This window comes from Streptomyces sp. NPDC013187, assembly GCF_042899705.1.
Classification (GTDB): Bacteria; Actinomycetota; Actinomycetes; order Streptomycetales; family Streptomycetaceae; genus Streptomyces; species Streptomyces hawaiiensis_A.
The window spans coordinates 168410-191964 of the sequence record NZ_JBIBAF010000004.1; the positions used below are offsets into that span (position 1 = coordinate 168410).

Annotated in this window: 25 protein-coding genes, 1 tRNA gene and 1 pseudogene; 8 read left to right on the forward strand and 19 right to left on the reverse strand. The window is 72.5% G+C overall.

Annotated features, from left to right (window positions below):
* Nucleotides 1–13 precede the first annotated feature (13 nt).
* Complete coding sequence (locus tag ACFY5B_RS09310; RefSeq protein WP_344465331.1) at nt 14–358, forward strand: DUF3140 domain-containing protein; 345 nt, start codon at nt 14–16, stop codon at nt 356–358.
* A 3-nt stretch (nt 359–361) separates the two neighbouring features.
* Nucleotides 362–1012 (forward strand): endonuclease, encoded by a 651-nt coding sequence (locus ACFY5B_RS09315; RefSeq protein ID WP_389966863.1) that lies wholly within the window; start codon nt 362–364, stop codon nt 1010–1012.
* Nucleotides 1013–1095: 83 nt separating this feature from the next.
* Here the strand turns inward: ACFY5B_RS09315 and ACFY5B_RS09320 are convergent, their stop codons facing one another.
* From ACFY5B_RS09320 to ACFY5B_RS09350, 7 genes are read right to left on the reverse strand one after another with little or no spacing between them, the layout of a single operon-like run.
* Nucleotides 1096–1785, reverse strand: coding sequence for an SDR family oxidoreductase (locus ACFY5B_RS09320; protein WP_389966866.1), 690 nt, complete (start codon nt 1783–1785; stop codon nt 1096–1098).
* Nucleotides 1782–2663, reverse strand: a complete 882-nt coding sequence (locus tag ACFY5B_RS09325; RefSeq protein WP_389966869.1) for a cupin domain-containing protein — start codon at nt 2661–2663, stop codon at nt 1782–1784. The genes ACFY5B_RS09320 and ACFY5B_RS09325 overlap by 4 nt, the downstream gene beginning before the upstream one ends.
* On the reverse strand, nt 2660–4021 hold the full coding sequence (locus ACFY5B_RS09330; RefSeq protein WP_389966872.1) for an amidohydrolase family protein: 1362 nt from the start codon (nt 4019–4021) through the stop codon (nt 2660–2662). The genes ACFY5B_RS09325 and ACFY5B_RS09330 overlap by 4 nt, the downstream gene beginning before the upstream one ends.
* 40 nt (nt 4022–4061) lie before the next feature.
* A complete protein-coding gene (locus tag ACFY5B_RS09335) occupies nt 4062–5042 on the reverse strand; it encodes an alpha-ketoacid dehydrogenase subunit beta (protein WP_389966875.1) in 981 nt (326 codons plus the stop codon).
* Nucleotides 5030–6007, reverse strand: a complete 978-nt coding sequence (locus ACFY5B_RS09340) for a thiamine pyrophosphate-dependent dehydrogenase E1 component subunit alpha (protein ID WP_389966878.1) — start codon at nt 6005–6007, stop codon at nt 5030–5032. The genes ACFY5B_RS09335 and ACFY5B_RS09340 overlap by 13 nt, the downstream gene beginning before the upstream one ends.
* Nucleotides 6007–7500 (reverse strand): M24 family metallopeptidase, encoded by a 1494-nt coding sequence (locus tag ACFY5B_RS09345; RefSeq protein ID WP_389966880.1) that lies wholly within the window; start codon nt 7498–7500, stop codon nt 6007–6009. The genes ACFY5B_RS09340 and ACFY5B_RS09345 overlap by 1 nt, the downstream gene beginning before the upstream one ends.
* 52 nt (nt 7501–7552) lie before the next feature.
* Nucleotides 7553–8221, reverse strand: a complete 669-nt coding sequence (locus ACFY5B_RS09350; RefSeq protein ID WP_389966882.1) for a helix-turn-helix domain-containing protein — start codon at nt 8219–8221, stop codon at nt 7553–7555.
* 197 nt (nt 8222–8418) lie between these two features.
* On the opposite strand from ACFY5B_RS09350, the gene ACFY5B_RS09355 reads away from it, so the two are divergent.
* The 6 genes and pseudogenes from ACFY5B_RS09355 to ACFY5B_RS09380 form a co-directional block, all read left to right on the forward strand.
* Nucleotides 8419–9234, forward strand: a complete 816-nt coding sequence (locus ACFY5B_RS09355; RefSeq protein WP_389966885.1) for a hypothetical protein — start codon at nt 8419–8421, stop codon at nt 9232–9234.
* A gap of 164 nt (nt 9235–9398) precedes the next feature.
* Nucleotides 9399–10211: an SAM-dependent methyltransferase gene (locus tag ACFY5B_RS09360; protein WP_389966887.1), complete on the forward strand. Its 813-nt coding sequence runs from the start codon at nt 9399–9401 to the stop codon at nt 10209–10211.
* A 46-nt stretch (nt 10212–10257) separates the two neighbouring features.
* Nucleotides 10258–11661 carry a glutamine synthetase gene (locus ACFY5B_RS09365; RefSeq protein WP_389966890.1) on the forward strand — a complete coding sequence of 468 codons (1404 nt, stop codon included), beginning with the start codon at nt 10258–10260 and terminating at the stop codon, nt 11659–11661.
* A gap of 1 nt (nt 11662) precedes the next feature.
* A complete protein-coding gene (locus tag ACFY5B_RS09370) occupies nt 11663–12805 on the forward strand; it encodes an amidohydrolase family protein (RefSeq protein ID WP_389966893.1) in 1143 nt (380 codons plus the stop codon).
* Between the two features lie 85 nt (nt 12806–12890).
* On the forward strand, nt 12891–13418 hold the full coding sequence (locus ACFY5B_RS09375) for an NUDIX hydrolase family protein (RefSeq protein WP_389967706.1): 528 nt from the start codon (nt 12891–12893) through the stop codon (nt 13416–13418).
* A 113-nt stretch (nt 13419–13531) separates the two neighbouring features.
* Nucleotides 13532–13695 (forward strand): annotated as a pseudogene (locus tag ACFY5B_RS09380) (glycoside hydrolase); the annotation flags it as partial.
* 102 nt (nt 13696–13797) lie between these two features.
* Here ACFY5B_RS09380 and ACFY5B_RS09385 read toward each other — a convergent pair.
* From ACFY5B_RS09385 to ACFY5B_RS09440, 12 genes are all read right to left on the reverse strand, one after another.
* Nucleotides 13798–13871: transfer RNA gene (locus ACFY5B_RS09385), tRNA-Pro, on the reverse strand.
* Nucleotides 13872–14174: 303 nt separating this feature from the next.
* Nucleotides 14175–14531, reverse strand: a complete 357-nt coding sequence (locus tag ACFY5B_RS09390; RefSeq protein ID WP_389966896.1) for an MmcQ/YjbR family DNA-binding protein — start codon at nt 14529–14531, stop codon at nt 14175–14177.
* Between the two features lie 30 nt (nt 14532–14561).
* Nucleotides 14562–15089, reverse strand: coding sequence for a GNAT family N-acetyltransferase (locus ACFY5B_RS09395; protein ID WP_389966899.1), 528 nt, complete (start codon nt 15087–15089; stop codon nt 14562–14564).
* Nucleotides 15086–15658 carry a helix-turn-helix domain-containing protein gene (locus ACFY5B_RS09400; RefSeq protein ID WP_389966902.1) on the reverse strand — a complete coding sequence of 191 codons (573 nt, stop codon included), beginning with the start codon at nt 15656–15658 and terminating at the stop codon, nt 15086–15088. The genes ACFY5B_RS09395 and ACFY5B_RS09400 overlap by 4 nt, the downstream gene beginning before the upstream one ends.
* A 46-nt stretch (nt 15659–15704) precedes the next feature.
* Nucleotides 15705–16607 carry a LysR family transcriptional regulator gene (locus ACFY5B_RS09405; RefSeq protein WP_389966905.1) on the reverse strand — a complete coding sequence of 301 codons (903 nt, stop codon included), beginning with the start codon at nt 16605–16607 and terminating at the stop codon, nt 15705–15707.
* A 26-nt stretch (nt 16608–16633) separates the two neighbouring features.
* Nucleotides 16634–17836, reverse strand: coding sequence for a glycine C-acetyltransferase (locus ACFY5B_RS09410; RefSeq protein ID WP_389966908.1), 1203 nt, complete (start codon nt 17834–17836; stop codon nt 16634–16636).
* A 35-nt stretch (nt 17837–17871) separates the two neighbouring features.
* A complete protein-coding gene (gene tdh, locus ACFY5B_RS09415; protein ID WP_389966911.1) occupies nt 17872–18900 on the reverse strand; it encodes an L-threonine 3-dehydrogenase in 1029 nt (342 codons plus the stop codon).
* A gap of 173 nt (nt 18901–19073) precedes the next feature.
* Nucleotides 19074–19646: a GAF domain-containing protein gene (locus ACFY5B_RS09420; protein ID WP_389966914.1), complete on the reverse strand. Its 573-nt coding sequence runs from the start codon at nt 19644–19646 to the stop codon at nt 19074–19076.
* A 61-nt stretch (nt 19647–19707) separates the two neighbouring features.
* Nucleotides 19708–20337, reverse strand: coding sequence for an ATP/GTP-binding protein (locus tag ACFY5B_RS09425; RefSeq protein WP_389966917.1), 630 nt, complete (start codon nt 20335–20337; stop codon nt 19708–19710).
* On the reverse strand, nt 20315–20686 hold the full coding sequence (locus tag ACFY5B_RS09430; protein ID WP_389966920.1) for a DUF742 domain-containing protein: 372 nt from the start codon (nt 20684–20686) through the stop codon (nt 20315–20317). Before ACFY5B_RS09430 ends, ACFY5B_RS09425 begins: the two co-directional genes overlap by 23 nt.
* A 2-nt stretch (nt 20687–20688) precedes the next feature.
* A complete protein-coding gene (locus tag ACFY5B_RS09435; RefSeq protein WP_053671618.1) occupies nt 20689–21120 on the reverse strand; it encodes a roadblock/LC7 domain-containing protein in 432 nt (143 codons plus the stop codon).
* Between the two features lie 68 nt (nt 21121–21188).
* A complete protein-coding gene (locus ACFY5B_RS09440) occupies nt 21189–23483 on the reverse strand; it encodes an ATP-binding protein (protein ID WP_389966923.1) in 2295 nt (764 codons plus the stop codon).
* Nucleotides 23484–23555: the final 72 nt, after the last annotated feature.

Consider the following 23555-nt stretch of genomic DNA (forward strand, 5'->3'; position numbering starts at 1 on the left):
AAAGGGACAGGCGATGACCGACGCCCTCGAACTCGACGCGCTGTGGGAGGACTTCCACCGCGTGGTGAACATGACCTCGCAGGAACTCGCGGCGTGGCTGCGGGTCCGCGACGCCGACGAGGCCACCGAGCCGCTGCCGGACCAGGCGGGTTCGGCCACCGGGCAGCACGTCCTGGCCATCCTCCAGAAGCGGCGCACCGACCTGACCGAGGACGACCTGCGCGTGATGCGGAAGGTCGTGGACAAGGTCACCGACGAGGTGGACCTCGAGAACGAGCCCGAGCCCGAGGTGACGGCCGAGGACACCCGTCGCCGGCGACGGCTGATGACCGTCGGGCACGACCCGCTGAAGGGCTAGTCCGTGGACCGCCCGGAGCGGCGCGTCGTGCGGGAACTCGTCGGCGCGCACGGCCGGACGTACGCCGAGGAGGCGGGCATCGGGCTGAGGGACACACCCCAGCCGCTGTACCGGCTGCTGGTGCTGTCCCATCTGCTCAGTGCCCGCATTCGCGGTTCGATCGCGCTGGCCGCCGCCCGTGCGCTGCACGAGGCGGGGCTGCGCGATCCACGGCGTATGGCGCGGGCCTCCTGGCAGGAACGGGTCGACGCGCTGGGCCGGGGCGGTTACCGGCGTTACGACGAACGCACGGCCACCCAACTCGGTGACGCCGCCGAGCTGTTGACCGAGCGGTGGGGCGGTGACCTGCGGCGGCTGCGCCGGGAGGCGGACGGCAAGGTCCCCGAACTGCGTCGGCTCCTCCAGGAGTTTCCGGGAATCGGCCCTGCCGGTGCCGACATCTTTCTGCGCGAGGCGCAGGGCGTCTGGCCGGAGGCGGCGCCCTACCTGGACGCCAAGGCTCTCCAGGGCGCCGAGCGGCTGAACCTGCCCGGGGATCCGGAACGCCTCACCGAACTGGCCGGGGACACCGACCCGGCCGTCCTCGCCGCCGCACTGGTGCGGGCGGCGGTGGACAAGGAGGTGGCGCAGGACACCCTGCGCCGAGCCGGCTGACCGGCCACCTCCGGAGCAGCCACCCTCCTTCCGACCGGCCGCTCGCCGGCCCTCGCTCGCCCCCCCGGCGGCTGGCCACTGGCTCACCCCAGCAACCAACCCCCGTCCACCGTCAGCTCGACGGCGTTGACGGACCGGTTACGCAGCAGGAAGTCCACCGCGTCGACCACGTCCGCCATCGCGGTGAGCCGCCCGGTGGGTGTCTCGGTGCGCAGCGTCGCCAGCACCTTCTCCGGTTTGGCCTGCCAGTACGGGCTGTCGCCCACGACACCGGGATGCACGGCGTTGACCCGGACGGGAGCGAGCTCGACGGCGAGGGAGTTCATCAGGCCCCGCACCCCCGCGTTGACCGTCGCCACCGTCGTCGCGCCCGGGTAGGGGCGTTCCTTGGCCTGGCCGCCGAACAGCACGATGGCGCTGTCGTCGTGCAGGCGGCCGCGCAGGGTGTGCACGACCTCCGTGTACCCGACGAGTTTGAGGGTGACCAGGCTCAGGGCGGCGTCGATGTCGTAGTCGGTCACCTTGTTGTCGTCGCGGGAGACGCCCGCGATCACCAGATGGTCGACGCGCCCCATACCGGCCAGGGCCGCCGCGATCTCCAGCGGCCGTGCCAGGTCGAGGGCGAGTCCGCGGGCGCCGACCTCCTTCGCGACCGCTTCGGCCCGCTGGGTGTCGCGGCCGGTGAGAACCACGTCGTCTCCGTTCTCGGCGCGTGACCGGGCGAACTCGAGCCCGATCCCGGACGTGCCGCCGACGACCAGCACACTGCTCATGACTTCTCCTCCAGTGCCGCGCGCAGGTACTCCCAGTCCCGCGTGAACCGGTACGAGTGCCGCGACGGCGGTTGCGGCGCCTGTGTCTCCAGCCAGCGCAGCGGGCCGTGCCCGGCGTTGACGAACCCGTGCACGCACCCGGCGCCCGCCCAGGCCACATCGCCCGGCTCCAGCCGGTACCGCTCGCCGTCGAGGGTGGTCTCCGCGACGCCCTCCAGGATCAGATACGTCTCCTCGAAGGGGTGGTCGTGGGTGCCGATGACCCCGTCGGACGCGTACTGCACCATGAACATGGTCGAGGCGACCGCGCCCAGATCGCCGTCGATCATCATCTTCACCGTGATCCCGCTGTAGACGAGCAGCGCTGTTCGCATGCTCGCCGTGACGGCCAGCAGCTCCTGGGACTGCCTGCCGGGATCCATCTGGCCGGACTCGAACCGGCCGAAGCCGCGGATGCGCGGGTCGCGCACGTCCACCCGGACCGGCTCGCGCGCGGGCAGGTCCGGCACGGCCAGGGTGTCGTGCCCGTAGCGGGCGCGCGGCACGGGGGCCAGCATGTCCGCCCAGCGGCCGCCGGTGCCCCCGGCCCCGCGCCAGGCGTGCGGGACGCCGGTCGGCAGCAGGCCGTAGTCGCCCCTCTCCAGCAGGTACGACCCCTCGGGCAGGTCGAGGATCACGGCCCCGTCGAGGAGGTGGAAGCTCTCCTCGTACGAGTGCACATGAGCGGGCACCCGGCCGTCGGGGCGCAGTTCGCACAGCCCGAAGCCGGTGTGGACGCTGCCGTCGTCCTCGCCGACCAGTGCGCGGCGCCGGTGCCCGTGGCCGTCGAAGGGCGGGTCGGGCAGGTCGGCGGCGTGGCGCACCAGGTGATTCGTCATGCCGGCGCCTTCGCCCCCTTGGTCTCCTTCGCCGCGAGGAGCCGGTCGCGGGACTCGCCGACGAGCCGCAGGGCGCGGGCGGTGTCACCCACGAGTCGGCCGTCGCGCTTGCGGATCACGCCGTCGACGAGGACCGTGTCCACGTTGGAGACGTCGGCGCACAGCGTCACCGCGGCCACCGCGTCGTGCACCGGCGCGACGTTGGGAGCGGTGGCGTCGATCGCGACGATGTCGGCGCGCTTGCCGGGCGTCAGGGAGCCGGTACGGTCCTCGAGACCGGCGACATGGGCGCCGTTCACGGTGGCGGTCTCCAGCATCTGACGTGCTGTCAGCATGTTGCTGGGGACAGGCATGTTGGCCTGCCAGCAGTCGGCGTTGACGCGGGCGCGTTCGGCGGCGAAGGCCGCGCGGATCTGGGTGAACATGTCGCCGGGCACGGTGGTGACGACGTCGATGCTGAGCGCGGGCCGCAGGCCGTACTCGATGGCCTGCATGACGGGCGGCCAGCCGTGCCCCATCTGGAGCTCCACCTGCGGCGCGACCGACACGGTGCCGCCGCTGTCGGCGACCATCTGCCACTCCTCCCCGCTGAGGTGACAGCTGTGGACGTAGGTGGTGTCCGGGCCGAGCAGCCCCAGGCCGTGGAGCTGCTTCACCATGCCGAAGCGGCCGGCCAGCCGCCCCATGGCCACGTGCACGGTGATCGGGAGGCCCAGCTCGCGCGCCATGGCCCACTCGGCGGTGACGACCTCGTCGAGGCAGAATCCGGGGCCGCGGGTGGCGAGGCCCATGGTCAGCAGGCCGTCGTCGGACGCGAAGTGCGTCGACCGGATCCGCCGTACGTCGTCCGCGGGGATCGCGATCCTGCTCTCGAACCAGTACTCGGCGAGGGAGGTGTTGGCACTGCCGTACGCGTACTGCGCCCGGATGCCGGACTCCACCAGGCCCTGGATCGCCGCGTCCGGGTGCTCGGGGGTGTTGTTGATGTGCGACCAGTCGACGAGGGTGGTGATGCCGGCGTTGAGGCACTCCAGCGCGCCCGCGAGGTTGCCGGCGTACACGTCCTCCGGGGTGTACAGGGGGGCGAAGGTGTCGAGGATGTCGACGAAGTAGTCGTCGAGGGTGGCGTCCGGGGCGACGCCCCGGATGGGAGCCTCCCAGGTGTGGCGGTGGGTGTCGACGAAGCCGGGGATCACGATGTGGCCGCTCATGTCGAGGACTTCGGCGTCGGCGCTGATCTCGGGCTCGACGGCCGTGATCCTGCCGTCCTCGACGAGGACGTCCCCCTGGGGCAGGTCCCCGATGCCCGGGTCCATCGAGATCACGTGACCGGAGCGCAGCAGTGTCCTGGTGGTCATCGCGCTTCCTCCCTTGGGGTGCTCGGTGCGGGTGCGCGGCTCAGTACGCGGCGAGCCGGCGCACCTCAGTGACGATCTTGTCGACGGTGGGAATGACCTGTTCCTCCAGCGCGTCCGCGAACGGCAACGGGACGCACTCCCCCGCCACCCGCCGCACCGGCGCGTCCAGCAGGCCGAATCCCTCGTCGGCGACGACCGAGACGACGGTGGCGCCCCAGCCGCCCTGGTACGGGTTCTCCTCGACGGTGACGAGCCGGGAGGTCTTGCGCAGCGAGGCGAGGACGGTCGCGGCGTCGAGCGGGACGAGGCAGCGCAGGTCGACCACTTCGGCCTCGATGCCCTCCCCTGCCAGGATTTCGGCGGCCTTCAGTGCCAGGGGGACCATGGAGGCGAGCGCGACGAGCGTGATGTCGACGCCCTCGCGGACGACCGCGGCCCGGCCCAGCTCGACGACGTGATCGGGCGGGGGCGGCGGGCCCTTTGTCGCGAGCAGTCCCTTGTGCTCGAAGAAGACCACCGGGTCGTCGCTGCGGATCGCGGCCGCCAGCATGCCGACGACGTCGGCGGGTGTCGCCGGCGCCGCGACCTTGAGCCCGGGGACGGCCAGGGCCCAGTTCTCGGTGGCCTGGGAGTGCTGCGCGCCGAAGCCGAGCCCGCCGCCGTTGGCGGTGCGCACGACGAGGGGCACGGTCACCTGGCCGCCGGTCATGTAGCGGACCTTGGGGATCTCGTTGGCGAGGTAGTCCCAGCAGCAGGCCAGGAAGTCGGAGAACATGATCTCCGCGACGGGCCGCATCCCCGTCATGGCGGCGCCCATCGCCGCGCCCACGATGGCCTGTTCGGAGATGGGCGTGTCCCACACGCGCTCGGGTCCGAACTCCTCCAGCAGCCCCGTGGTCGTCTTGAACACGCCTCCGGCCGCGGCGATGTCCTCCCCGAGGCACACCACCGACGCGTCCCGCCGCATCTCACGGGCGATGCCCTCGGCGACCGCGTCCCGGTAGGTGATCACGTCCGCCATGCGGCACCTCCGTCCGCCCACACGTCGGTCAGTGCCTCACGCGGATCGGGCGGCGGCGCGGCCTTCGCCGCCGCCACGGCCCGCTCCACGACGGCCCGGGCCCGCTCGTCGGCCCCGGCGACCGTCTCCTCGTGCACTCCGAGCTCGGCCAGGCGCCCCCGCGCGAGGTCCAGCGGGTCGTGCTTCAGCCAGCGTTCGACCTCTTCCGCCGGGCGGTAGGCCGCCGGGTCGGTACGACTGTGCCCGAAGTGGCGGTAGGTCTCGGCCTCCAGCACGGCAGGACCGTCTCCGGCCCGGGCCCGCCGCGCGAGCCGCCCCACGGCCTCCTCGACCGCCACGACGTCGTTGCCGTCGACGACCTCGCCCGGGATGCCGTGGGCGGGGGCCCGGTCGGCGGCGGGGCGGGGCACGGCCGTGACATCGGCGATCGGCGTGTACTCCATGTACAGGTTGTTCTCGCACACGAACAGCACCGGCAGCTTCCACACGGCGGCCAGGTTGAGGGACTCGTGGAAGGCGCCGATGTTCGTCGCGCCGTCGCCGAAGAAGGCGACCGCGAGCTGCTCGGTGCCGCGCAGCCGGGCCGACCAGGCAGCGCCCACCGCCATCGGGAGATGGGCGCCGACGATGGCGTACGAACCGAGCATGCCGGTGGCCGCCTTGGTCAGGTGCATGGAGCCGCCCTTGGCCCGGCACAGCCCGGTCGCCCGGCTCATGAGCTCGGCGAGGCACTCCTCGGGGGTGGCGCCCCGGGCGAGGGCGTGGTGGTGGCCCCTGTAGGTGGCGAACACATAGTCGTCCGGGCGCAGGGCGGCGCTCGCGCCCACGGCGATCGCCTCCTGTCCGGCGGCCAGGTGCGTGGTGCCCTTCACCAGGCCCTGGAGGAACAGGTCGTGCGCGGCCTTCTCCGTCCGGCGGATGATGTTCATCCGCTCGTACCGGTCGAGGAGCGCGGTGGCGTCCATCAGCGGTCCCGGTGGCTCGTCCGCCGACGGTCCTCGGTGTGCGCGTGTGAGCGCTCCCCTGTCACCGCGCGTGAGCGGTCCCCGGTGTCGGCGTGCGAGCGGTCCCCGGCGTCCGCGTATGAACGCTCTTCGGTGTCCGCGTGTGAACGGTCCCCGGCGTCCGCCCGGGCGCGGTCCCCCGTGTTGAGGTGGGACTGCGCCTCGCGGCGGGTGTTCAGCTCGCCGCCCACCGTCCAGTACTTGCGCCCGGCCACCAGCAGTTCCTCGGCGGGGAACTTGGTGATGACCTCACAGCCGTCGGCGGTGACGACCAGTTCCTCCTCGATCCGGGCGGCGGACCAGCCGTCGGCGGCCGGCCAGTACGTCTCCAGGGCGAACACCATGCCCTCTTCGAGGACTTCGGGGTGGTCGAGGGAGACCAGACGGCTGAAGATCGGCTTCTCCCAGATCGACAGGCCGACGCCGTGGCCGTACTGGAGGGCGAAGGCGGCGGTCTCGTCGGCGAAGCCGAACTCCTCGGCACGCGGCCAGACCCGCACGATGCCGGCGGTGGTGGCGCCCGGCCGGACCAGGGCGATCGCCTCGTCCATGTACGCCCGGCAGCGCACGTACGCGTCCCGCTGCGCCCGCGAGGCGCTGCCCACGGCGAACGTGCGGTAGTAGCAGGTGCGGTAGCCGAGATGGCTGTGCAGGATGTCGAAGAAGGCCGGGTCGCCGGGACGGATCAACCGGTCGCTGTAGACGTGCGGATGCGGCGAACAGCGCTCGCCCGAGATGGCGTTGACGCCCTCGACGTACTCGCTGCCGAGGTCGTACAGCACCTTGCTGACCACGCCGACGCACTCGTTCTCGCGCACCCCCGGGCGCAGGTACCCGTACAGCTCCTCGTAGGCCGCGTCGACCATGGCGCAGGCCTGCGTGAGCAGGGCGATCTCGTCGCCGGTCTTGATGCGGCGGGCCTCGAGGAAGACCTGCTGCCCGTCGACGACGTCGATGCCCTCGGCGCGCAGCGCGGCGAGGACCGGCATCTCGGCGACGTCGATGCCGAGCGGTTCGCCCGCGAGCCCGTGGTCGCGCAGTTCGGTGGCGATCTTGGCGGCCACGTCCTCGGCGATCCCGGCGTCCGGGTGGAAGGCGCCGCGCAGGGTGGAGATGCCGGCCCGGGCTCCGGTGGGCGGTCCGCCCTCGCCGTCGCCGTAGTCGAGCCAGGGGTTGTACAGCTGGTGGTGGCGGGCGGCGGAGCCGAAGTCCCAGACGACCGGTTCGCCGTCGCGCACCAGCAGGGCGAAGCGGATCAGCTTGTCCATCGCCCAGGTGCCGATGTGGGTGGCCGTCATGTAGCGGATGTTGGCGAAGTCGAAGCTGAGCACCGCGCCGAGTTCGGAACGGTTCAGCGACTCGTGCAGCCGGGCCAGCCGCTGTCCACGCAGCCGGTCCAGGTCGATGCGCTCTTCCCAGTCGACGGCGTTGGGGCCGTATGTGCGGATCGCCATGGCGACCACCCCCACTTCGGAGTGAACGCCCGTGTGCGATGGGTGTCAAGTGTCACTGAACATCGCCGGACACGAACCAGACGCCCACCGCCGGTACCTCTCCATCGTTGCGGTAACGGTGGGGGGTCGTCGACTCGAAGCAGACGGAATCCCCCGGCCGCAGCGTGTACTCCTCGAAGGCGAGGGTGAGGATCAGCTCGCCGGAGGTCAGATAGCCGTACTCGGTGCCGGGGTGCCGCATCAGCGCTCCCGAGCCGGAGGACGAACCCCCGGGCCGGTACGTCACCAGCAGGAAGTCGGTCTCCGCGCCCGGGACCCGCCCGAGCCGCTCCCACACCACCCCCGAGTCCAGTTCCAGCGTCTCGCGCCCGCCCGCGGCGACCAGCGGTCCGATCCGCCGCCCCGGCTCGGCGGCGAGAGCCGCGAGGGCGAGCGGCACGGTGGCGGGGGACGTGGCGTGCGGGACCGCGGGCGGGATCGCGGCGGGCGGGATCGACGCGGCCTCCTCCCGGGCGTCGAAGAGCGACTCCACGGAGATCCCCAGCGCCGTGGTGATCGCATACAGCGTGCTGACGGACGGCTGGCTCTTGCCGGTCTCGATCTGCGACACGAGACTCGCCGACACCCCGATCTCCCGGGCCAGCGCGCGCAGGCTCGTCCCGCGCTCCAGGCGCGCCTGCCGGATGCGCGCGCCGACGGGTGGCACGACGGCGGGAGACACGGGTGGCTCCTTCGCTCGGGAAGACGGTGCACGCTGTGCAGCTTCATTGAACAGCGCGCCCGAGCCCTGACGCCAGGGCCCCGCGGGCGGGCCCGAGCGTCGGCCGATGCTCACCCGATCGGTCCGACGCCGGTGGTGGGCCCCCGGCCGCGGTGGTGCGCTGGGGGCACGCGTCACGTTCTCAGGAGGCACTCCCGATGACCCGTCGTCCGTCCAGGCTCGTCCGTGTTCTCTCCTCTTCCCTGGCGGCGGGCACGCTGCTCTCCACCGCCGCCTGCTCGGACGACGGCGGCACCGACGGCTCGCGCGTCTCCGGCGTCACCGCGTCCCAGGTCGCCGAGGTGCGGCAGACCCCCTCCCCCACCGCCACCCTCTCCACCGACGCCGCGCGCACCGCGCTGATCACCGAGGCGGACATCGAGGACGACTGGACGCAGGTCAAGGACACGGAGGCGGAGAACTGGCACGACAGCCTCCTCATCGGCACCGTCGACGTCTCCGATTTCCTCACCGCCAAGGCGCAGGCCTCCGACTGCCGGCGGCTCATGGACTCCCTGTTCGACGACGATCTGCTGGGCAGGCCGTCGGGCGCGTCCGTGTTGCGCGGCTTCGCACAGGGCGACTCCCGCCTGCTGTACCAGGTCGCCTCCTACGACCGGACCGATCCGCAGGACTCACTGAACTGGATGGCGACCCTGCCGGAGAAGTGCGACCAGTTCACCGTGACCGACGGCAAGGAGAAGCGCACGGTCCAGGTCATCGAGATCTCGCTGCCCGAGGTGGGCGACGCCCGGCAGGGCCTGCGCGTGACGGTGCAGGGCTCGACCGGCGGCGACGACGCCACACTGACCCTGGACGTCGCCGCCGTACGGGTCGGCGACGACGCGATCACCGTCACCGCGGGCGGGCTCGACGGGGACGAGAACGACTCCGCCCAGCAGGCCGTGCAGCAGGGCACCCGGCGGCTGGAGGACGTCCTGGCCGGGAAGTCGCCCGCCGCGAGCCCCACCTAGGCCGTTCGGCAGGCCGGGAAGTTCCTTTCCAGCGCCGACCGCCGTTCCCGCTCCGCCGATTCCCGGGACAGCCGCTCCGCCGTTTCCCGGGACAGCTGATCATCGGAGCGGCACAATGACGGCGATGACCGGCTTGGGTCGTGTGTGCGAGGAGAGGACGAGTCGTGAGTGATGTCCACACCCCTTCGGGAGGGTCGGCGAGGCTGAACACCGGTGTGGCGCACAACGCGCGCGTGTGGAACTACTGGATCGGCGGCAAGGACAACTACGAGGTCGACCAGCGGGTCGGCGAGCACGTCGCCGGCATGTTCCCGATCATCCGGGACATCGCCCGGGCGGACCGGGACTTCCTCGGCCGGGCCGTGTCGTTCCTCGCCGGGGAGCGCGGAGTGCGGCAGTTCCTGGACATCGGCACCGGACTTCCGACGGCGGACAACACCCACGAGATCGCCCAGCGGCTCGCGCCCGACTCGCGCGTCGTCTACGTCGACAACGACCCGATCGTGCTGGTGCACGCCCGCACGCTGCTGACCGGCACCCCCGACGGCGTCACCGCGTACATCGACGCCGATGTGCACGACCCGGACGCCATCGTCGAACGGGCCGGGCACACCCTCGACCTCACCGAGCCCGTCGCCGTGATGATGCTGGGCATCCTCAACTTCGTCCTGGACGCCGACAAGGCCCGGGACATCGTGCGGCGGGTGATGGCCGCGGTGCCCTCCGGCAGCTTCCTGGTCCTCACCCACCCGACCTTCGACGACGAGCTGGGCGGCGCGGGCCAGATCCCGGCCATGAAGTTCTGGAACGAGAACGCCACTCCCCCGATCACGGCTCGCGGCGGCGCCGACATCGCCGCGTTCTTCGAGGGTCTGGAGCTGCTCGAACCCGGCATGGTGTCGTGCGGGCAGTGGCGCGCCGAGCCCGGATCGGCCGTTCTGGTACCGCAGTACGGCGCGGTGGCCGTGAAGCCCTGACCGTGCCGCCCTCGTCGCAGTGGTCCGGAGAACCGCGGGAGGACGCATGACCACCCTGGCCGATCCCGTGCCCGGCGGCCGTCCCGGTGACGTCGAGCGGGCCACCGCGCTGAGCGGCGAGCTCGCCGGCCGGGGTGTGCACGGCGTGGTGCTGGCCTACGTCGACACCGCGGGCATCGGCCGGGTGAAGACCGTCCCGACGGCCCGGCTCTCCTCCGCCGCGGCCTGGGGCGTCGGCATGTCGCCGGTGTTCGACACGTTTCTGGCGAACGACTCGATCGTCACCACCGACGTCCTGGGCTCCCCCGACGGCGATCTGCGCCTGTACCCGGATCTGGAGCGGCTCGTCGTCCTGGCCGGGCAGTCCGGCTGGGCCTGGGCGCCGGTCGACCGGATCACCCAGGACGGCGATCGGCATCCCGGCTGCACCCGTACGCTCCTGCGCCGGATCGTCACCGAGGCGGCCGAGGGGCACGGCCTCACCTTCAAGGCGGCCATCGAGGTCGAGTGGACGGTGGCCCGGGGTGACGCCCCCGGCGACGCGTTCGTGCCCGCGACGACCGGACCGGCGTACGGGGCGACCCGGCAGGTCGAACTCGGGGACTACATCGCCGACGTGCTGGCGGCGTGCGCGGCCCAGGGGATCGAGGTCGAACAGGTCCATCCCGAGTACGCGGCCGGGCAGTTCGAGATCTCGGTGGGTGCCCTCGATCCGGTGGCGGCGGCCGACAGCAGCGTGCTGGTCCGGCAGACCGTCCGGGCGGTGGCAGGGCGACACGGGCTGAGGGTGTCGTTCGCCCCGGCCGTCGTGGGCCAGGGCGTCGGGAACGGCGGGCACGTCCACCTGTCCGCCTGGCGCGACACGGTCAACCTGCACTCCGGCGGCGCGGGCCGGTACGGCATGACGGCCGAGGCGGAGTCGTTCACGGCGGGCATCCTCGCCCACCTGCCCGCCCTCACGGCCGTCACCGCCCCGAGCCCCGCCAGCTACCTGCGGCTCAGGCCCTCCCAGTGGGCCGGGGTGTTCACCGCCTGGGGCCGTGAGACCCGGGAGACGGCGCTTCGTGTCGTCACCGGCACCGCGGGACTGCGCGACCGGGCCGCCAACCTGGAGATCAAGCCCGTCGACCTGGCCGCCAACCCCTACCTCGCGATCGGCTCCCTGATCGTCGCCGGGCTGGACGGCCTGGCCTCGTCCGCCGCCCTCCCCGACGAGACCACCGGCGACCCGGTCCGCCTGGGCGAGACAGAGGCGGCGCGCCGGGGCGTGCGGCGGCTGCCGGTGTCGCTGGAGCAAGCCGTCGGGGAGTTCCGCGCGGACGAAGCCCTGCGCGCGGCCCTCGGGCCGGTCCTTGCCGACGCGGTGATCGCCGTGCGCCTCGGGGAAGTGGCGTCCGTCGCCGGTCTGGACGACGACCGGGTGGCGGCGGCGTACCGCTGGACGTACTGACATGACCCCGGTCCGCGAGGCGCTCGACTCCGTACGGCTGGTCGACCACCACTGCCACGGCACCGTCACGGCCGACCTCGGACGGGACGCCTTCGAGTCCCTCCTCACGGAGGGCGAGGCCTGGCCGGGCGTCTCGCCCTTCGACAGCCCCGTGGGTCTGGCCGTGCGCCGGCACTGCGCTCCCTTGCTCGACCTGCCCCGGCACGCTCCCCCGGGGGACTACCTCGCCCGCCGCTCGGAACTGGGCTGGCGCGAGGTGCAGCGCCGTTTCCTGCGCGCGACCGGCACGGACGTCTTCTGCGTCGACACCGGCTACGTCCCCGACCGCATCACCACGCCCCGGGACATCGCCGACGCGGCGGGCGGGACGTCGTACGAGGTGGTACGGCTGGAGGGCGTCGCGGAGTCGGTGGGGACGGCGGGGGTCGAGCCCGGGGCGTACGCGGACGCCTTCCGCACGGCCGCGCTGGACGCCGTGCGGCGGCCCGGCGTGGTGGCCGTGAAGTCGGTGGCGGCCTACCGCACCGGCTTCGACCTGGACCCGGCCCGCCCGTCGGACGCGGAGGTCACGGAGGCTGCCCGGTCCTGGCTCGGCAGAGGCGGGCGGCGTCTCGACCACCCGGTCCTCGTGCGGCACCTGCTGTGGACCGCCGTCGACCTCGGCCTGCCGCTCCAGCTGCACACCGGTTTCGGCGACAACGACATCCGGCTGCACCGCGTCGACCCCACGCACCTCACGGACTGGCTGCACCTCACCGCCGGGAGGATCCCCGTCCTGCTGCTGCACTGCTGGCCCTACCAGCGGCAGGCCGCCTATCTGGCTGCGGTCTTCGAGCAGGTGTACCTCGACGTCGGTCTCACCCTCCACCACGTCGGCCCCGCCCGGGCCGGTGCGGTCCTCGCGGAGGCCCTGGAGATCACACCGTTCCGCAAGCTGCTGTACAGCTCCGACGCCTACGGTGTGCCCGAGTTCCACCACCTCGGGGCGCTCGCCTTCCGGCAGGGGCTCGCGGAGCTGCTCCAGGAACGGGTGGACGCCGACGAGTTGGCCCTGCCGGACGCACTGCGGATCGCCCGCTGGGCAGGTCGGGACAACGCCCTGCGGGTCTACCGGCTGCAGGACGAGCGGCCTGAGGACGATTGAACAGGCGTGGGGCCGGTCACAGTTCCCCTGAAGCGGCTATCCAGGAAGTCCGAACGGCTGAAAGTATGATCAAGCAATGTCTGACATGACCGAAACCACGCCCGGCTGGCTGTCCTCCGACGAACTGGAGATGACACGTGCCCGTATGCCGATCCTGTACGTCGAGGCCGTCCCGGTACGGGTCGACGACAGCGGCGAAGTGACCAGTGTCGGCCTGCTGCTTCGCATCGGGCCCGACGGTACGGTCAGCCGGACGCTGGTCTCCGGCCGCGTGCTGCACCACGAGCGCGTCCGTGACGCCCTCCTGCGCCACCTGGAGAAGGACCTCGGCCCGGTCGCGCTGCCCCGCGTCCCGGCGTCGCTCCAGCCGTTCACGGTCGCGGAGTACTTCCCGACGCAGGGCATCACGCCGTACCACGACCCGCGCCAGCACGCGGTGTCCCTCGCCTACATCGTGCCGGTGACGGGCGACTGCCGGCCTCGGCAGGACGCCCTCGACCTGGTGTGGTTCAGCCCGCAGGAGGCCGTCTCGGAGGCGGTGCAGAGCGAGATGCCGGGCGGGCACGGGGTGCTGCTGAAGCAGGCGCTGGCGCATGCGGGCTGCGTGAGCTGACCGTCCCGGGCGGTCAGGAAAGGACCTCCGCCGATGCGGCTCGTGTACAGGTGGTAGGTGCGTGTCGCGTCGTCGGCGACGACGAACGGGTCGTGCGGCGGCAGGTCGGGAACCCGACCCACATGCGCGGCACGATCACGGCGGTCTCCGACTCCCTGCTCGGCCCCTTCACGGTGCTCGACCCGTCGCGTCCGGTCCCGCCCGAGCACACCTCATGACCCTGGACGGCACGCTGTACGTCGACCCGTCCGGGCAGCCCTGGATGGTGTACGCGCACGTGCGCCGGCGCGAAGACCTGGACGGTGGCGGCTGACGCCGGCCGGGCCCCCTACGCGATGAGCGGGTCCGCCGATTCCGGCGGACCCGCTCATCGATTCTGTCGGGACGACAGGATTTGAACCTGCGACCCCTTGACCCCCAGTCAAGTGCGCTACCAAGCTGCGCCACGTCCCGTTGCCCGTCTGACCTGGGGGTTCCCCCGGCCGAACGCGCAGGGAAACAATACCGCACTCGCACCGCTGATCGCGCATCCGTTTCCGGGGGACACCGCTTGACCTCAAGGTTGAGTGGTCGCCGTCGGGCCGATGCTGGACGCCGCTCTCGCCGCCACCGAGGGCTGGACGTCACCGTCCTGTACGCGACCACCGTCCGCCGGTGGAGGAGCATGTCGCCGCCCATGGTCTCGACGCCCGGTCGCTGCGGAGCGCATCGGGGGCTACGGCGGGGCGGGCGTCGGGGTGTGAGACGGGGCGGACCTCACTGCGCCGGGAGGCCGAGCCGGGGGTGGGCCTCCAGGAGCCGGGTCGGGGCCGCCTGACGCCAGGAGTCGGCCAGGATGTCCCGCAGTTCGGCCTCGTCCTCGATGGCGTCGAGCCTGGCCCGCACCCAGGCGAACTGGGACTCGTGGTCGGCGATCCAGAACTTCCCCGGCTCGGCGAGCACCAGCTCGTTCCGCTCCTCCTTCGGGCAGCGCACGGCGATGGAGGTCTCGTCCTCCGGCAGCGTGGCGAACATCTTCCCCGCGACCCGGAACGTGGGCATGCTCCAGGCGATCTTCTCCGTCGTGTCCGGCAGGGACAGGGCGATCCGTCGTACGTCTTCGGCATCCGGCATGGCAGGCACCGTATCGGCTCCCACTGACAATCACCTGGTGAGAGCGGCCGCCGGGAGACGCTTGTAGTAGATCGTCGTCGGCCGCAGCACGCCGCCGGGATCGGCCGCGTAGTCGGGGATCGCGCCGATCGGGGTCCACCCGGCAGACCGGTACAGGCGCTCGGCGGGGCTGCCGGTCTCGGTGTCCAGGTGCAGGAGGCTGACACCGGCCGCCGCTGCCGCGGCCTCCGCCGTGGCCAGCAGCCGGCGGCCGAGACCGCGGCCACGGGCTTCCCGGTGCACCATCAGCTTCACGAGTTCGGCGCGGTGCCGGCTGTTGGTCTTGCCGGGGAAGGCCAGGCTCACGGTGCCGAGCGCCCGCTCCCCCTCGCACGTGGCCCAGACGGCGAGCCGGCCCGCGGAGACGTCCGCGGCCCGCTGCTCCCACCAGGCCAGGGCCTCCGCCCGGGTGAGTGGGGCGAGGAATCCGACCGACGCGCCACCGTTCACGGTGTCGGTCAGCAGCTCCGCCAACGTCCCCGCGTGTTCCAGGAGCCGGGTCCCGTCCAGCCGGATCACGGCCGCACCACCGCCAGCAGGTACCGCACGCCTTCGGGAGCGGCGCACCGGAACCGGGTCGGGCCCCACACGCGCATCCTCAGGCAGTCGCCGGTGGCGAGGTGGTGTTCGGCGTCCTGCGCTATCACCTCCAGGGCCCCCTCCAGGATCCAGATGTGCTGCTCCAACCCGGCCAGGGGCGGTCGGTCGTAGGCGATGTCGGCGCCGGGCGAGAGGCGGGCCTCGATCAGTTCGCCGCGCAGGGCGGTGTGCGGGGGCGACACGGACCGCCGCACGAAGCCGGAGCCCCGGTCCTGCCACACGGGCTGCCCTGCGGAGCGGACCACGGTCTCCGGTTCCGCCTCGACCTCGCTGAGCAGCTGGGACATCGTGCGCCCGTAGACGGCGCAGAGGCGGTTCAGCAGTGCGGCCGTCGGGCTGATCTCCGCCCGCTCGGCCCGGGACAGGGTGGACCGGCTCACCCCGCTGCGCTCCGCCAGCTCACCCAGGGACCAGCGGTGTTCGGCCCTCAGCTCGGCCAGGCGTGCGCCCAGCCGGGCGTCGACCGGGTCCACTCCGTCACTTCTCATATGCGGGACGTTATCCCGGATGCGAGACGACGATGTTACGGGACCCTCACACCTGGGCTGCCGCGCCGAGCGCTTCCAGCACGGGGCGGATGAGGGGGTGCTCCTCGGCTCCCCTGCGTACGGCGGCGAAGACCCGGCGGGTGGGGGGCGTCCCGTCGACGGGGCGGACGACCACTCCGGTGAGGTCCATGCCGCGCAGTGCAGAGCGCGGCACCAGGGCGACGCCCGCGTCGGCCGAGGCAATGGCGACGACCGCGCGGAAGTCGTCCGAAAGGTGCTCCATGCGGGGCTGGAACCCGGCGTTCTCGCAGGCCAGGACCACCACGTCATGACAGGGGTTGCCCGGGTAGGGGCCGATCCACGCGTCCTTGGCCAGTTCGGCGAGCGGCACCTCGGCCGCGTCGGCCAGGCGGTGGTCGACCGGCAGGACCGCGTCGAAGGGCTCGGCGTACAGCGGTACGTGAGCCAGTCGCGGGTCGTCGGCGGCGGGGGCCCCGCGGTATTCGACGGCGACCGCGACATCGACCTGCCGGTCCAGCACCATCGGCAGGCTGGCGTCGCCCTCGGCGTCCTGGACGCGGATGCGGATCCCGGGTGCCGACCGGGCGAGACCGGCCACGGCGGGCGCGACGACCAGGGCGATGCCGGTGGCGAAGGAGGCGACCGTGACGGTGCCGGCCGCGCCCGAGCTGTACGCGGCGAGCTCGGCCTCGGCCCGCTCCAGCTGGGCGAGGACCGCGTTGGTGTGGTTGAGCAGGATCTCCCCGGCGGGGGTGAGGCGTACGCCCTTGGCGCCGCGCTCGACGAGCCGGTGACCGGTCTCCTGCTCCAGGGCGGCGAGCTGCTGGGAGACGGCCGAGGGGGTGAGATACAGCGCGGCGGCAGCCGCCGTCACCGTACGGTGGTCGGCCACCGCCCGGAGGATGTGGAGCCGCCGCGCTTCGATCATGCGATCGATTGTCTCAAACGCGTCCCTCAGGCCTGCTCGGAGTCCAGCTGGGCCCGGGCCGCCACGAAGGCGTCGACGGCGCGGTCGACGTCGTCCGTGGAGTGCGCGGCCGACAGCTGGACGCGGATCCTGGCCTGGCCCTGCGGCACCACCGGGTACGAGAAGCCGATGACGTAGACGCCGCGCTCCAGCAGGAGCTCCGCCATGCGTCCGGCGACCGCCGCGTCCCCGATCATCACCGGGGCGATGGCGTGGTCGCCGGGGAGCACGTCGAAGCCCTCCTCGGTCATGCGGCCGCGGAACAGAGCCGTGTTCTCGGCCAGCCGGACGCGCAGGTCGTCCGCCGACTCCAGCAGGTCGAGGACCTTGAGGGATGCCGCCGCGATGACCGGGGCGAGCGTGTTGGAGAACAGGTACGGCCGGGAGCGCTGGCGCAGCAGGGCGACGATCTCGGCGCGGGCCGCGACGTAGCCACCGGAGGCGCCGCCGAGGGCCTTGCCGAGGGTGCCGGTGATGATGTCGACGCGGTCCATGACGCCGTGCAGCTCGGGCGTGCCCCGGCCGCCGGGGCCGACGAAACCGACCGCGTGCGAGTCGTCGACCATGACCATCGCGTCGTAGCGGTCGGCGAGGTCGCAGATCTCGCGCAGCGGGGCCACGTAGCCGTCCATGGAGAAGACGCCGTCGGTGACGATCAGGCGGCGGCGTGCGTCGGACGCCTCCTTGAGACGGGCTTCCAGCTCGGCGAGGTCGCGGTTGGCGTAACGCAGGCGGCGGGCCTTGGACAGGCGGATGCCGTCGATGATGGAGGCGTGGTTGAGGGCGTCGGAGATGACCGCGTCCTCCGCGCCGAGCAGCGTCTCGAACACGCCGCCGTTCGCGTCGAAGCAGGAGGAGTAGAGGATGGTGTCCTCCTGGCCGAGGAACGCCGAGAGCCTGGCCTCGAGTTCCTTGTGCACCTCCTGGGTGCCGCAGATGAAGCGGACGGAGGCCATGCCGTAGCCCCAGCGGTCCAGGGCCTCGTGGGCGGCGGCGACGACCTCGGGGTGGTCGGCGAGGCCGAGGTAGTTGTTGGCGCAGAAGTTGAGGACCTCGCCGGGGCGGCCGCCCGCGGTGACGTTCACGGTGGCGGACTGCGGGGTGCCGATCACGCGCTCGGGCTTGTGCAGTCCGGCGGCGCGGATCTCGTCGAGGGTGGCGCGCAGGTCGTCGCGCACGGAGTCGAACATGAGGGAGCTCCTAACGTGCTTGCGGTAAGGGGGAGTCACGCGGTCCAGTCGAGGATGACCTTGCCGCCGCGGCCGCTCGCCGCGTCCTCGAACGCCGCCTCGAAGTCGCGGTGGCCGTAGCGGCCGGTGATCACGGGTGCGAGGTCGAGGCCGGCTTCGAGCAGGACCGACATGGCGTACCAGGTCTCGAACATCTCTCGGCCGTAGATGCCCTTGATGGTGATCATCGAGGTGACGATGCGGGCCCAGTCGACGGGGAACTCCTGCGCGGGCAGGCCGAGCATGGCGATGCGGCCGCCGTGCGTCATGTTGGCGATCATGTCGCGCAGGGCCTCGGGGCGGCCGGACATCTCCAGGCCGATGTCGAAGCCCTCGCGCAGTCCGAGGGTGCGCTGCCCGTCGGCGATGGTGGAGCCGGAGACGTCGAGCGCGAGGCTCACCCCGATCTTGCGGGCCAGCTCCAGCCGCTCCTCGCTGACGTCGGTGATCACGACGTTGCGGGCGCCGGCGTGCTTGGCCACGGCGGCCGCCATCAGGCCGATGGGGCCGGCGCCGGTGATCAGGACGTCCTCGCCGACGAGCGGGAACGACAGGGCGGTGTGCACGGCGTTGCCGAACGGGTCGAAGATCGCGGCCACGTCGAGGTCGACGGGCACCCGGTGCACCCAGACGTTGGCGGCGGGCAGGGCGACGTACTCGGCGAACGCCCCGTCCCGGCCCACGCCCAGCCCCACGGTGGCCCGGCACAGGTGCCGGCGCCCGGCCAGGCAGTTGCGGCACTTGCCGCACACCAGGTGGCCCTCGCCGCTGACCCGGTCGCCGATGCCGATGTCGGTGACGTCCCGCCCGGTCTCGACGACCTCCCCGACGAACTCGTGCCCGAGCACGAGCGGGGTGCTGATCGCCTGCTGGGCCCAGCCGTCCCAGGCGCGGATGTGCAGGTCCGTGCCGCAGATTCCGGTGCGCAGCACCTTGATGAGGACGTCGCCGGGCCCGACGGTGGGCTCGGGGACGTCCGCGAGCCACAGCCCGGGTTCCGCCTTCTGCTTGACCAGCGCCTTCACCGCTACGGCTCCTGTGGGTGAGTCCCGGCTCCGGGCATGCCGAAACAACCCCTGGACCGGGAGAGGAGTGGGATCGCACTGCAATCTGCCGTAAGGCGGCCTGCCGGTCCATCGAGGTTTTCTTAAGCGCCGCCTCAGCTTTCCTTCACGCCCTCGGGGTCCCGCGCCGGGCCTCAGTAGGGCGGCAGGCCGTCCCGGCTCTCCAACTCCACGACGAGCAGCGCGGCATGCTCCTTGATCACCGTCAGGCCGGGCTTCCCCCACGGGCGCGGCGCGACGTCCGCGACGCTGACCGTGCCCAGCACCAGGCCTGTGCCGTCGATGAGCGGTGCCCCCAGATAGGAGCGGATGCCGAACTCGTCGACCACCGGGTTGCCCGCGAACCGCGGATAGTCGCCGACGTCCTCCAGGGCCAGGGCCTTGCGGCGCGCCACCACATGGGGGCAGAAGCCGTGGTCGCGGGGCAGGGCACGGCCGAGGCGCGGGCTGGTGCCGTCGCTGCGCACGACCGGGGCGACGGCCGGCACGTACAGGCCCGCGTAGAACTGCCCCTGTTCGCCGGGGAAGTTGACCATGGCGTACGGCGCCCCGGTGAGCTCGGCGAGGCGGTGCGCGAAGGCGTCGAGTGCGGGTTCGGGGCGCTCCCCCAGGCCCAGTCGGCGCAGTCGGCCGGTGCGGGCGGGGGCCTCCTTGTCCTCGGGTGTGAGCAGCAGACGACCGGCCGGGCGCGGCGGGTCGTAGGTCATGGGCATGCTCCTGGGCTGTGGGCTTGCGTCATACAGGGGCTCCCTGGCGGGTGTGAGGGGGTCACGTGTGGGCGCCATACTCCGTGGCGGGGGCCGGCGTATGGGCGATGAGGTGGCGTACCAGGGTCAGCAGGGTCTGGACCCCGGAGCTGGAGATCCGCGCGTCGCAGCACACGACGGGGACGTCCGCGGACAGATCCAGGGCTCCGCGCACCTCCTCGGGGTCGTAGCGGTAGGCGCCGTCGAACTCGTTGACGGCGACGATGAAGCCGAGGCCGCGCTGCTCGAAGAAGTCGACGGCCGCGAAGCACTCCTGGAGCCGGCGGGTGTCGGCGAGGATGACCGCGCCGAGCGCGCCCTCGCACAACTCGTCCCACATGAACCAGAACCGCTCCTGCCCGGGCGTGCCGAACAGGTAGAGCACGTGCCGCGGGTCGAGCGTGATGCGGCCGAAGTCCATGGCCACGGTCGTCTCGAGCTTGTTCTCGATGCCGTCGAGGTTGTCGGTCGCGGCGCTGACGGTGGTGAGCAGTTCCTCCGTGCTGAGCGGCGCGATCTCGCTGACCGCGCCGACGAAGGTCGTCTTGCCCACGCCGAACCCGCCCGCCACCAGGATCTTCAGCGCGGTGGGGAACGGGTCGGCGCCGTGGCCCGGTCCGTAGGTGTCGTCAGAGCTGTCGTCGTAGTCCATCGAGCACTGCCTCCAGAAGGGCCCGGTCCGTCGGGTTGTGGTGGAACGCGGGGGGTTTGGTCGTCAGCGCCCCGCAGTCGACGAGGTCCGCCAGCAGCACCTTGGTGACGGCCACCGGCAGTTTGAGATGGGCGGCGACCTCGGCGACGGCGACGGGCACCCGGCACCGCTCGATCGCCTGCTCGTGCTCCGGGCCGAGATAGCCGAGGGGGGTCGCCCCGGTGGCCATCACCTGCGACACGAGGTCGAGCGCGACGGTCGGACGGGTGCGGCCGTTGCTGACCGTGAACGGCCGCACCAGCCGCCCGGCCGCATCGTCGAGCCAGGGCCCGTCACCGGCCGCCGTCACGCTCAAGGCCTCATCGCCGGGGAATCGACGGACTGCCGGGGAGCGGTCACCAGGTAGGGGCGGACGCTCTTGACCAGCATCGCCATCTCGTAGCCCAGCACGGCAGCGTCGGCCTCGCGGCCGGCGAGCACGGCCAGGCAGGTGCCGGAGCCCGCGGTGGTGACGAACAGCAGGGTCGAGGCGAGTTCGACGACGACCTGCCGCACGTCGCCGCCGTCGCCGAAACGGACACCGGCGCTACGGCCGAGGGAGTACAGGCCGGAGGCCAGGGCTGCCATGTGGTCGGCGCTGTCCGGGTCGAGGCCGTGCACGGACTTCACGAGCCCGTCGCAGGACAGGAGCACCGCGGCGGTCGTGTGCGGTACGCGCTGCACGAGGCCGCTCATCAGCCAGTCGAGATCGGAAACATGGGCGGTCGGCGCATCGCTCGCCATGGTGGATCGACTCCTTGGGGTACGAAGGTCTGGGGGAGCGCTGGGGGTGGGGGTGGGAAGGGGGGTGGTCATCCGGCGGGTGCGCTGCCGTCCTGCCGGGTGGTGGTCGTGCGGTGGTCGGTACGGGATCCGGGCGTCGGCCTGCTCGAGGGGGACAGCTCCGAGGGGAGCGCCTCGAGGTGAACCGGCCGGACGGGCATCGGCTCCCTGGAGGCGGGCCCGCTGGGTGCGGGGTCCTCCTGGGCCTGGCCTGTGTAGGCGGAGTCCATGTGTGCGGAGCCCGTGCGGGAGGGGTCCGTGGGGGCCGAACTCATGTGCGGGGGATCCGTGTGGGCCGGACCCCTGTGGGAGGGGCCGGTGTGCGCCGGGCCCGTGTGGGAGGGCTCCTTGTCGTCCCAGTCCGTGTGCCCGGCCTCCATGTTCTGCTGGGCTTCGGCGAGGCTGATGCCGCGCTGGAAGGCCGCCATCAGACCGGGGTCGTGGCCCACGAGGTGGTCGGGGTCCTGGCGTGGCGTCGGGCCGTCGCGCAGCTGGGGTGCGATGTGCTCCTGGGCGCGTCGCCGGGGCAGTCGGGGTTTGCCCATGGTGCCGCGCACGGTGCCGTTGCGGGGGGTGGGCAGCTCGGTGACGTTCTCGGCAAGCACGCGCCGGTCGTCGGGACTGATGCCGGGCCGTGCCTCGGCCGGGGTCGGACGCTCCCGACGGGCACCGCGCATCGGCAGGGGCGCGGGCCTGCCGTCCGGGGCGTTCCCGCCCGGAGCCGGTTCGGCTTCCCGTTCCGGCCCGCGCGCGGTCCCGGGTGCCGCGAGCGGCATCGGCGCTCCGGGTCCGGACGCGGGCGGCTGGAGGGAGGAGGTCCCGAATCCGGTCCCCTCGACCGAGGACGGCCCCAAAGCCGTGGCACCGGCAACGGCACTCGGCTCGGTTCCGGCACCGGCCGCGGCCTGCCCGGTCCGGCCCTGCCGCACGGCCTGCCCGCGCTGCCCGGTCTGGCCTCCCTGCACGGCCTGCCCACGCTGCCCGGTCTGGCCTCCCTGCCCGGCTTGCCCGGCTGGTGGGCCCGCCACGGCCGGACGCTCCGCACCGGCGGTTTCGCCCTCGAGCGGCCCCGCTCCCCCGGCCGCCCCTGCACCGGCCTCCGCTCCCGTCTCCGCTCCGAGCAGCGCCTGCGGTACCACGAGCACCGCCTGCACTCCGCCGTAGATGTTGGTCTGGAGCCGGACGGTGATGCCGTGCCGACGGGCGAGCTGGGAGACGACGAACAGGCCGATGCGGCCGTCCGCCAGCAGCCGGGCGACGTTCACCTGGTCGGGGTCGGCGAGCAGCGCGTTCATCCGCGCCTGCTCCTCCAGGGGCATGCCGAGGCCGCGGTCCTCGACCTCGACGGCGAGCCCGGAGGTGACGAGGTTGGCGCGCAGCAGGACGTGGGTGTGCGGGGCGGAGAACACCGTGGCGTTCTCGACGAGTTCGGCCAGCAGGTGGATGACGTCGGCGACGGCGTGGCCACGCAACTGCCCGTCGATCGGCGGCACGAGCTTGACCCGCGAGTACTGCTCGACCTCTGCGATGGCCGAGCGCAGCACCTCGGTCATGGAGACCGGGTTGCTCCACTGGCGGCGTGAGACGGCCCCGCCGAGCACGGCGAGGTTCTCGGCGTGGCGGCGGATGCGGGTGGCGAGGTGGTCGACGTGGAAGAGCCCCTTGAGCAGGTCGGGGTCCTCCATCTCGTTCTCCAGCTCGTCGAGGATGGAGATCTCGCGGTGCACCAGGGACTGCAGGCGCCGGGCGAGATTGACGAACACCTCGAGCTTCTGTTCGCTTCCGGTCTGGCTGGAGAGCTGGGAGGCCTGCACGACGGCGGTGACGGCGCCGTCGTGCGCGCGGGACAGGTCGGCGGCGAGGAGGTCGAAGTCGTCGGCGTCCTCCGCGGGAGCGCCGGTCCGGCCCTGCGGTGCGAGCTGCGGCGGGCCGTCGCCGCGGCGCAACGTCTCGACCAGCGTGCGCAGATCGGCCTCGCGCCGAGCGGTGCCGCGACGCAGCAGGCCGATGCGCTCGTGCACAGAGCGGGCGGCCCGGTTCGCTGCGACCGCGGCGACGGCGATGCCGACGAGGGCCACGAAGACCGCGCCGCCGAGCACCGCCCACAGGGTGGGACCCGGCCGTGTTCCGGTGGACCGGACGGTGAAGAGAACAGCGGCGCAGCCGCTGAGTGCGACGGCGACGGGCGGCAGGACCGCGAGCCGCAGCAGCTGCGGCCGTATGTGGGTCTCGGGCAGCGCGGTTGCGGTGCGGACGGCGGGCCGCCCGTGCCGCCCGCCCTCACGGCGGTCTGCGCGCGCGGCCGGTGCGCGGAGGTGAGACATCGGTGTCCTCGTACTGGTACGTCGGGCCTGGGTGCCAGGGGGGCTCGCCGGGTTGCGACCCGGTTCGCGCGG

Coding starts and splice junctions, on each gene's coding strand:
- ACFY5B_RS09310 (WP_344465331.1), top strand. CDS start 14: ATGACCGACGCCCTCGAACTCGACGCGCTGTGGGAGGACTTCCACCGC.
- ACFY5B_RS09320 (WP_389966866.1), bottom strand. CDS start 1,785: ATGAGCAGTGTGCTGGTCGTCGGCGGCACGTCCGGGATCGGGCTCGAG.
- ACFY5B_RS09325 (WP_389966869.1), bottom strand. CDS start 2,663: ATGACGAATCACCTGGTGCGCCACGCCGCCGACCTGCCCGACCCGCCC.
- ACFY5B_RS09330 (WP_389966872.1), bottom strand. CDS start 4,021: ATGACCACCAGGACACTGCTGCGCTCCGGTCACGTGATCTCGATGGAC.
- ACFY5B_RS09335 (WP_389966875.1), bottom strand. CDS start 5,042: ATGGCGGACGTGATCACCTACCGGGACGCGGTCGCCGAGGGCATCGCC.
- ACFY5B_RS09340 (WP_389966878.1), bottom strand. CDS start 6,007: ATGGACGCCACCGCGCTCCTCGACCGGTACGAGCGGATGAACATCATC.
- ACFY5B_RS09345 (WP_389966880.1), bottom strand. CDS start 7,500: ATGGCGATCCGCACATACGGCCCCAACGCCGTCGACTGGGAAGAGCGC.
- ACFY5B_RS09355 (WP_389966885.1), top strand. CDS start 8,419: ATGACCCGTCGTCCGTCCAGGCTCGTCCGTGTTCTCTCCTCTTCCCTG.
- ACFY5B_RS09365 (WP_389966890.1), top strand. CDS start 10,258: ATGACCACCCTGGCCGATCCCGTGCCCGGCGGCCGTCCCGGTGACGTC.
- ACFY5B_RS09370 (WP_389966893.1), top strand. CDS start 11,663: ATGACCCCGGTCCGCGAGGCGCTCGACTCCGTACGGCTGGTCGACCAC.
- ACFY5B_RS09375 (WP_389967706.1), top strand. CDS start 12,891: ATGACCGAAACCACGCCCGGCTGGCTGTCCTCCGACGAACTGGAGATG.
- ACFY5B_RS09390 (WP_389966896.1), bottom strand. CDS start 14,531: ATGCCGGATGCCGAAGACGTACGACGGATCGCCCTGTCCCTGCCGGAC.
- ACFY5B_RS09400 (WP_389966902.1), bottom strand. CDS start 15,658: ATGAGAAGTGACGGAGTGGACCCGGTCGACGCCCGGCTGGGCGCACGC.
- ACFY5B_RS09405 (WP_389966905.1), bottom strand. CDS start 16,607: ATGATCGAAGCGCGGCGGCTCCACATCCTCCGGGCGGTGGCCGACCAC.
- ACFY5B_RS09410 (WP_389966908.1), bottom strand. CDS start 17,836: ATGTTCGACTCCGTGCGCGACGACCTGCGCGCCACCCTCGACGAGATC.
- ACFY5B_RS09420 (WP_389966914.1), bottom strand. CDS start 19,646: ATGACCTACGACCCGCCGCGCCCGGCCGGTCGTCTGCTGCTCACACCC.
- ACFY5B_RS09425 (WP_389966917.1), bottom strand. CDS start 20,337: ATGGACTACGACGACAGCTCTGACGACACCTACGGACCGGGCCACGGC.
- ACFY5B_RS09435 (WP_053671618.1), bottom strand. CDS start 21,120: ATGGCGAGCGATGCGCCGACCGCCCATGTTTCCGATCTCGACTGGCTG.
- ACFY5B_RS09440 (WP_389966923.1), bottom strand. CDS start 23,483: ATGTCTCACCTCCGCGCACCGGCCGCGCGCGCAGACCGCCGTGAGGGC.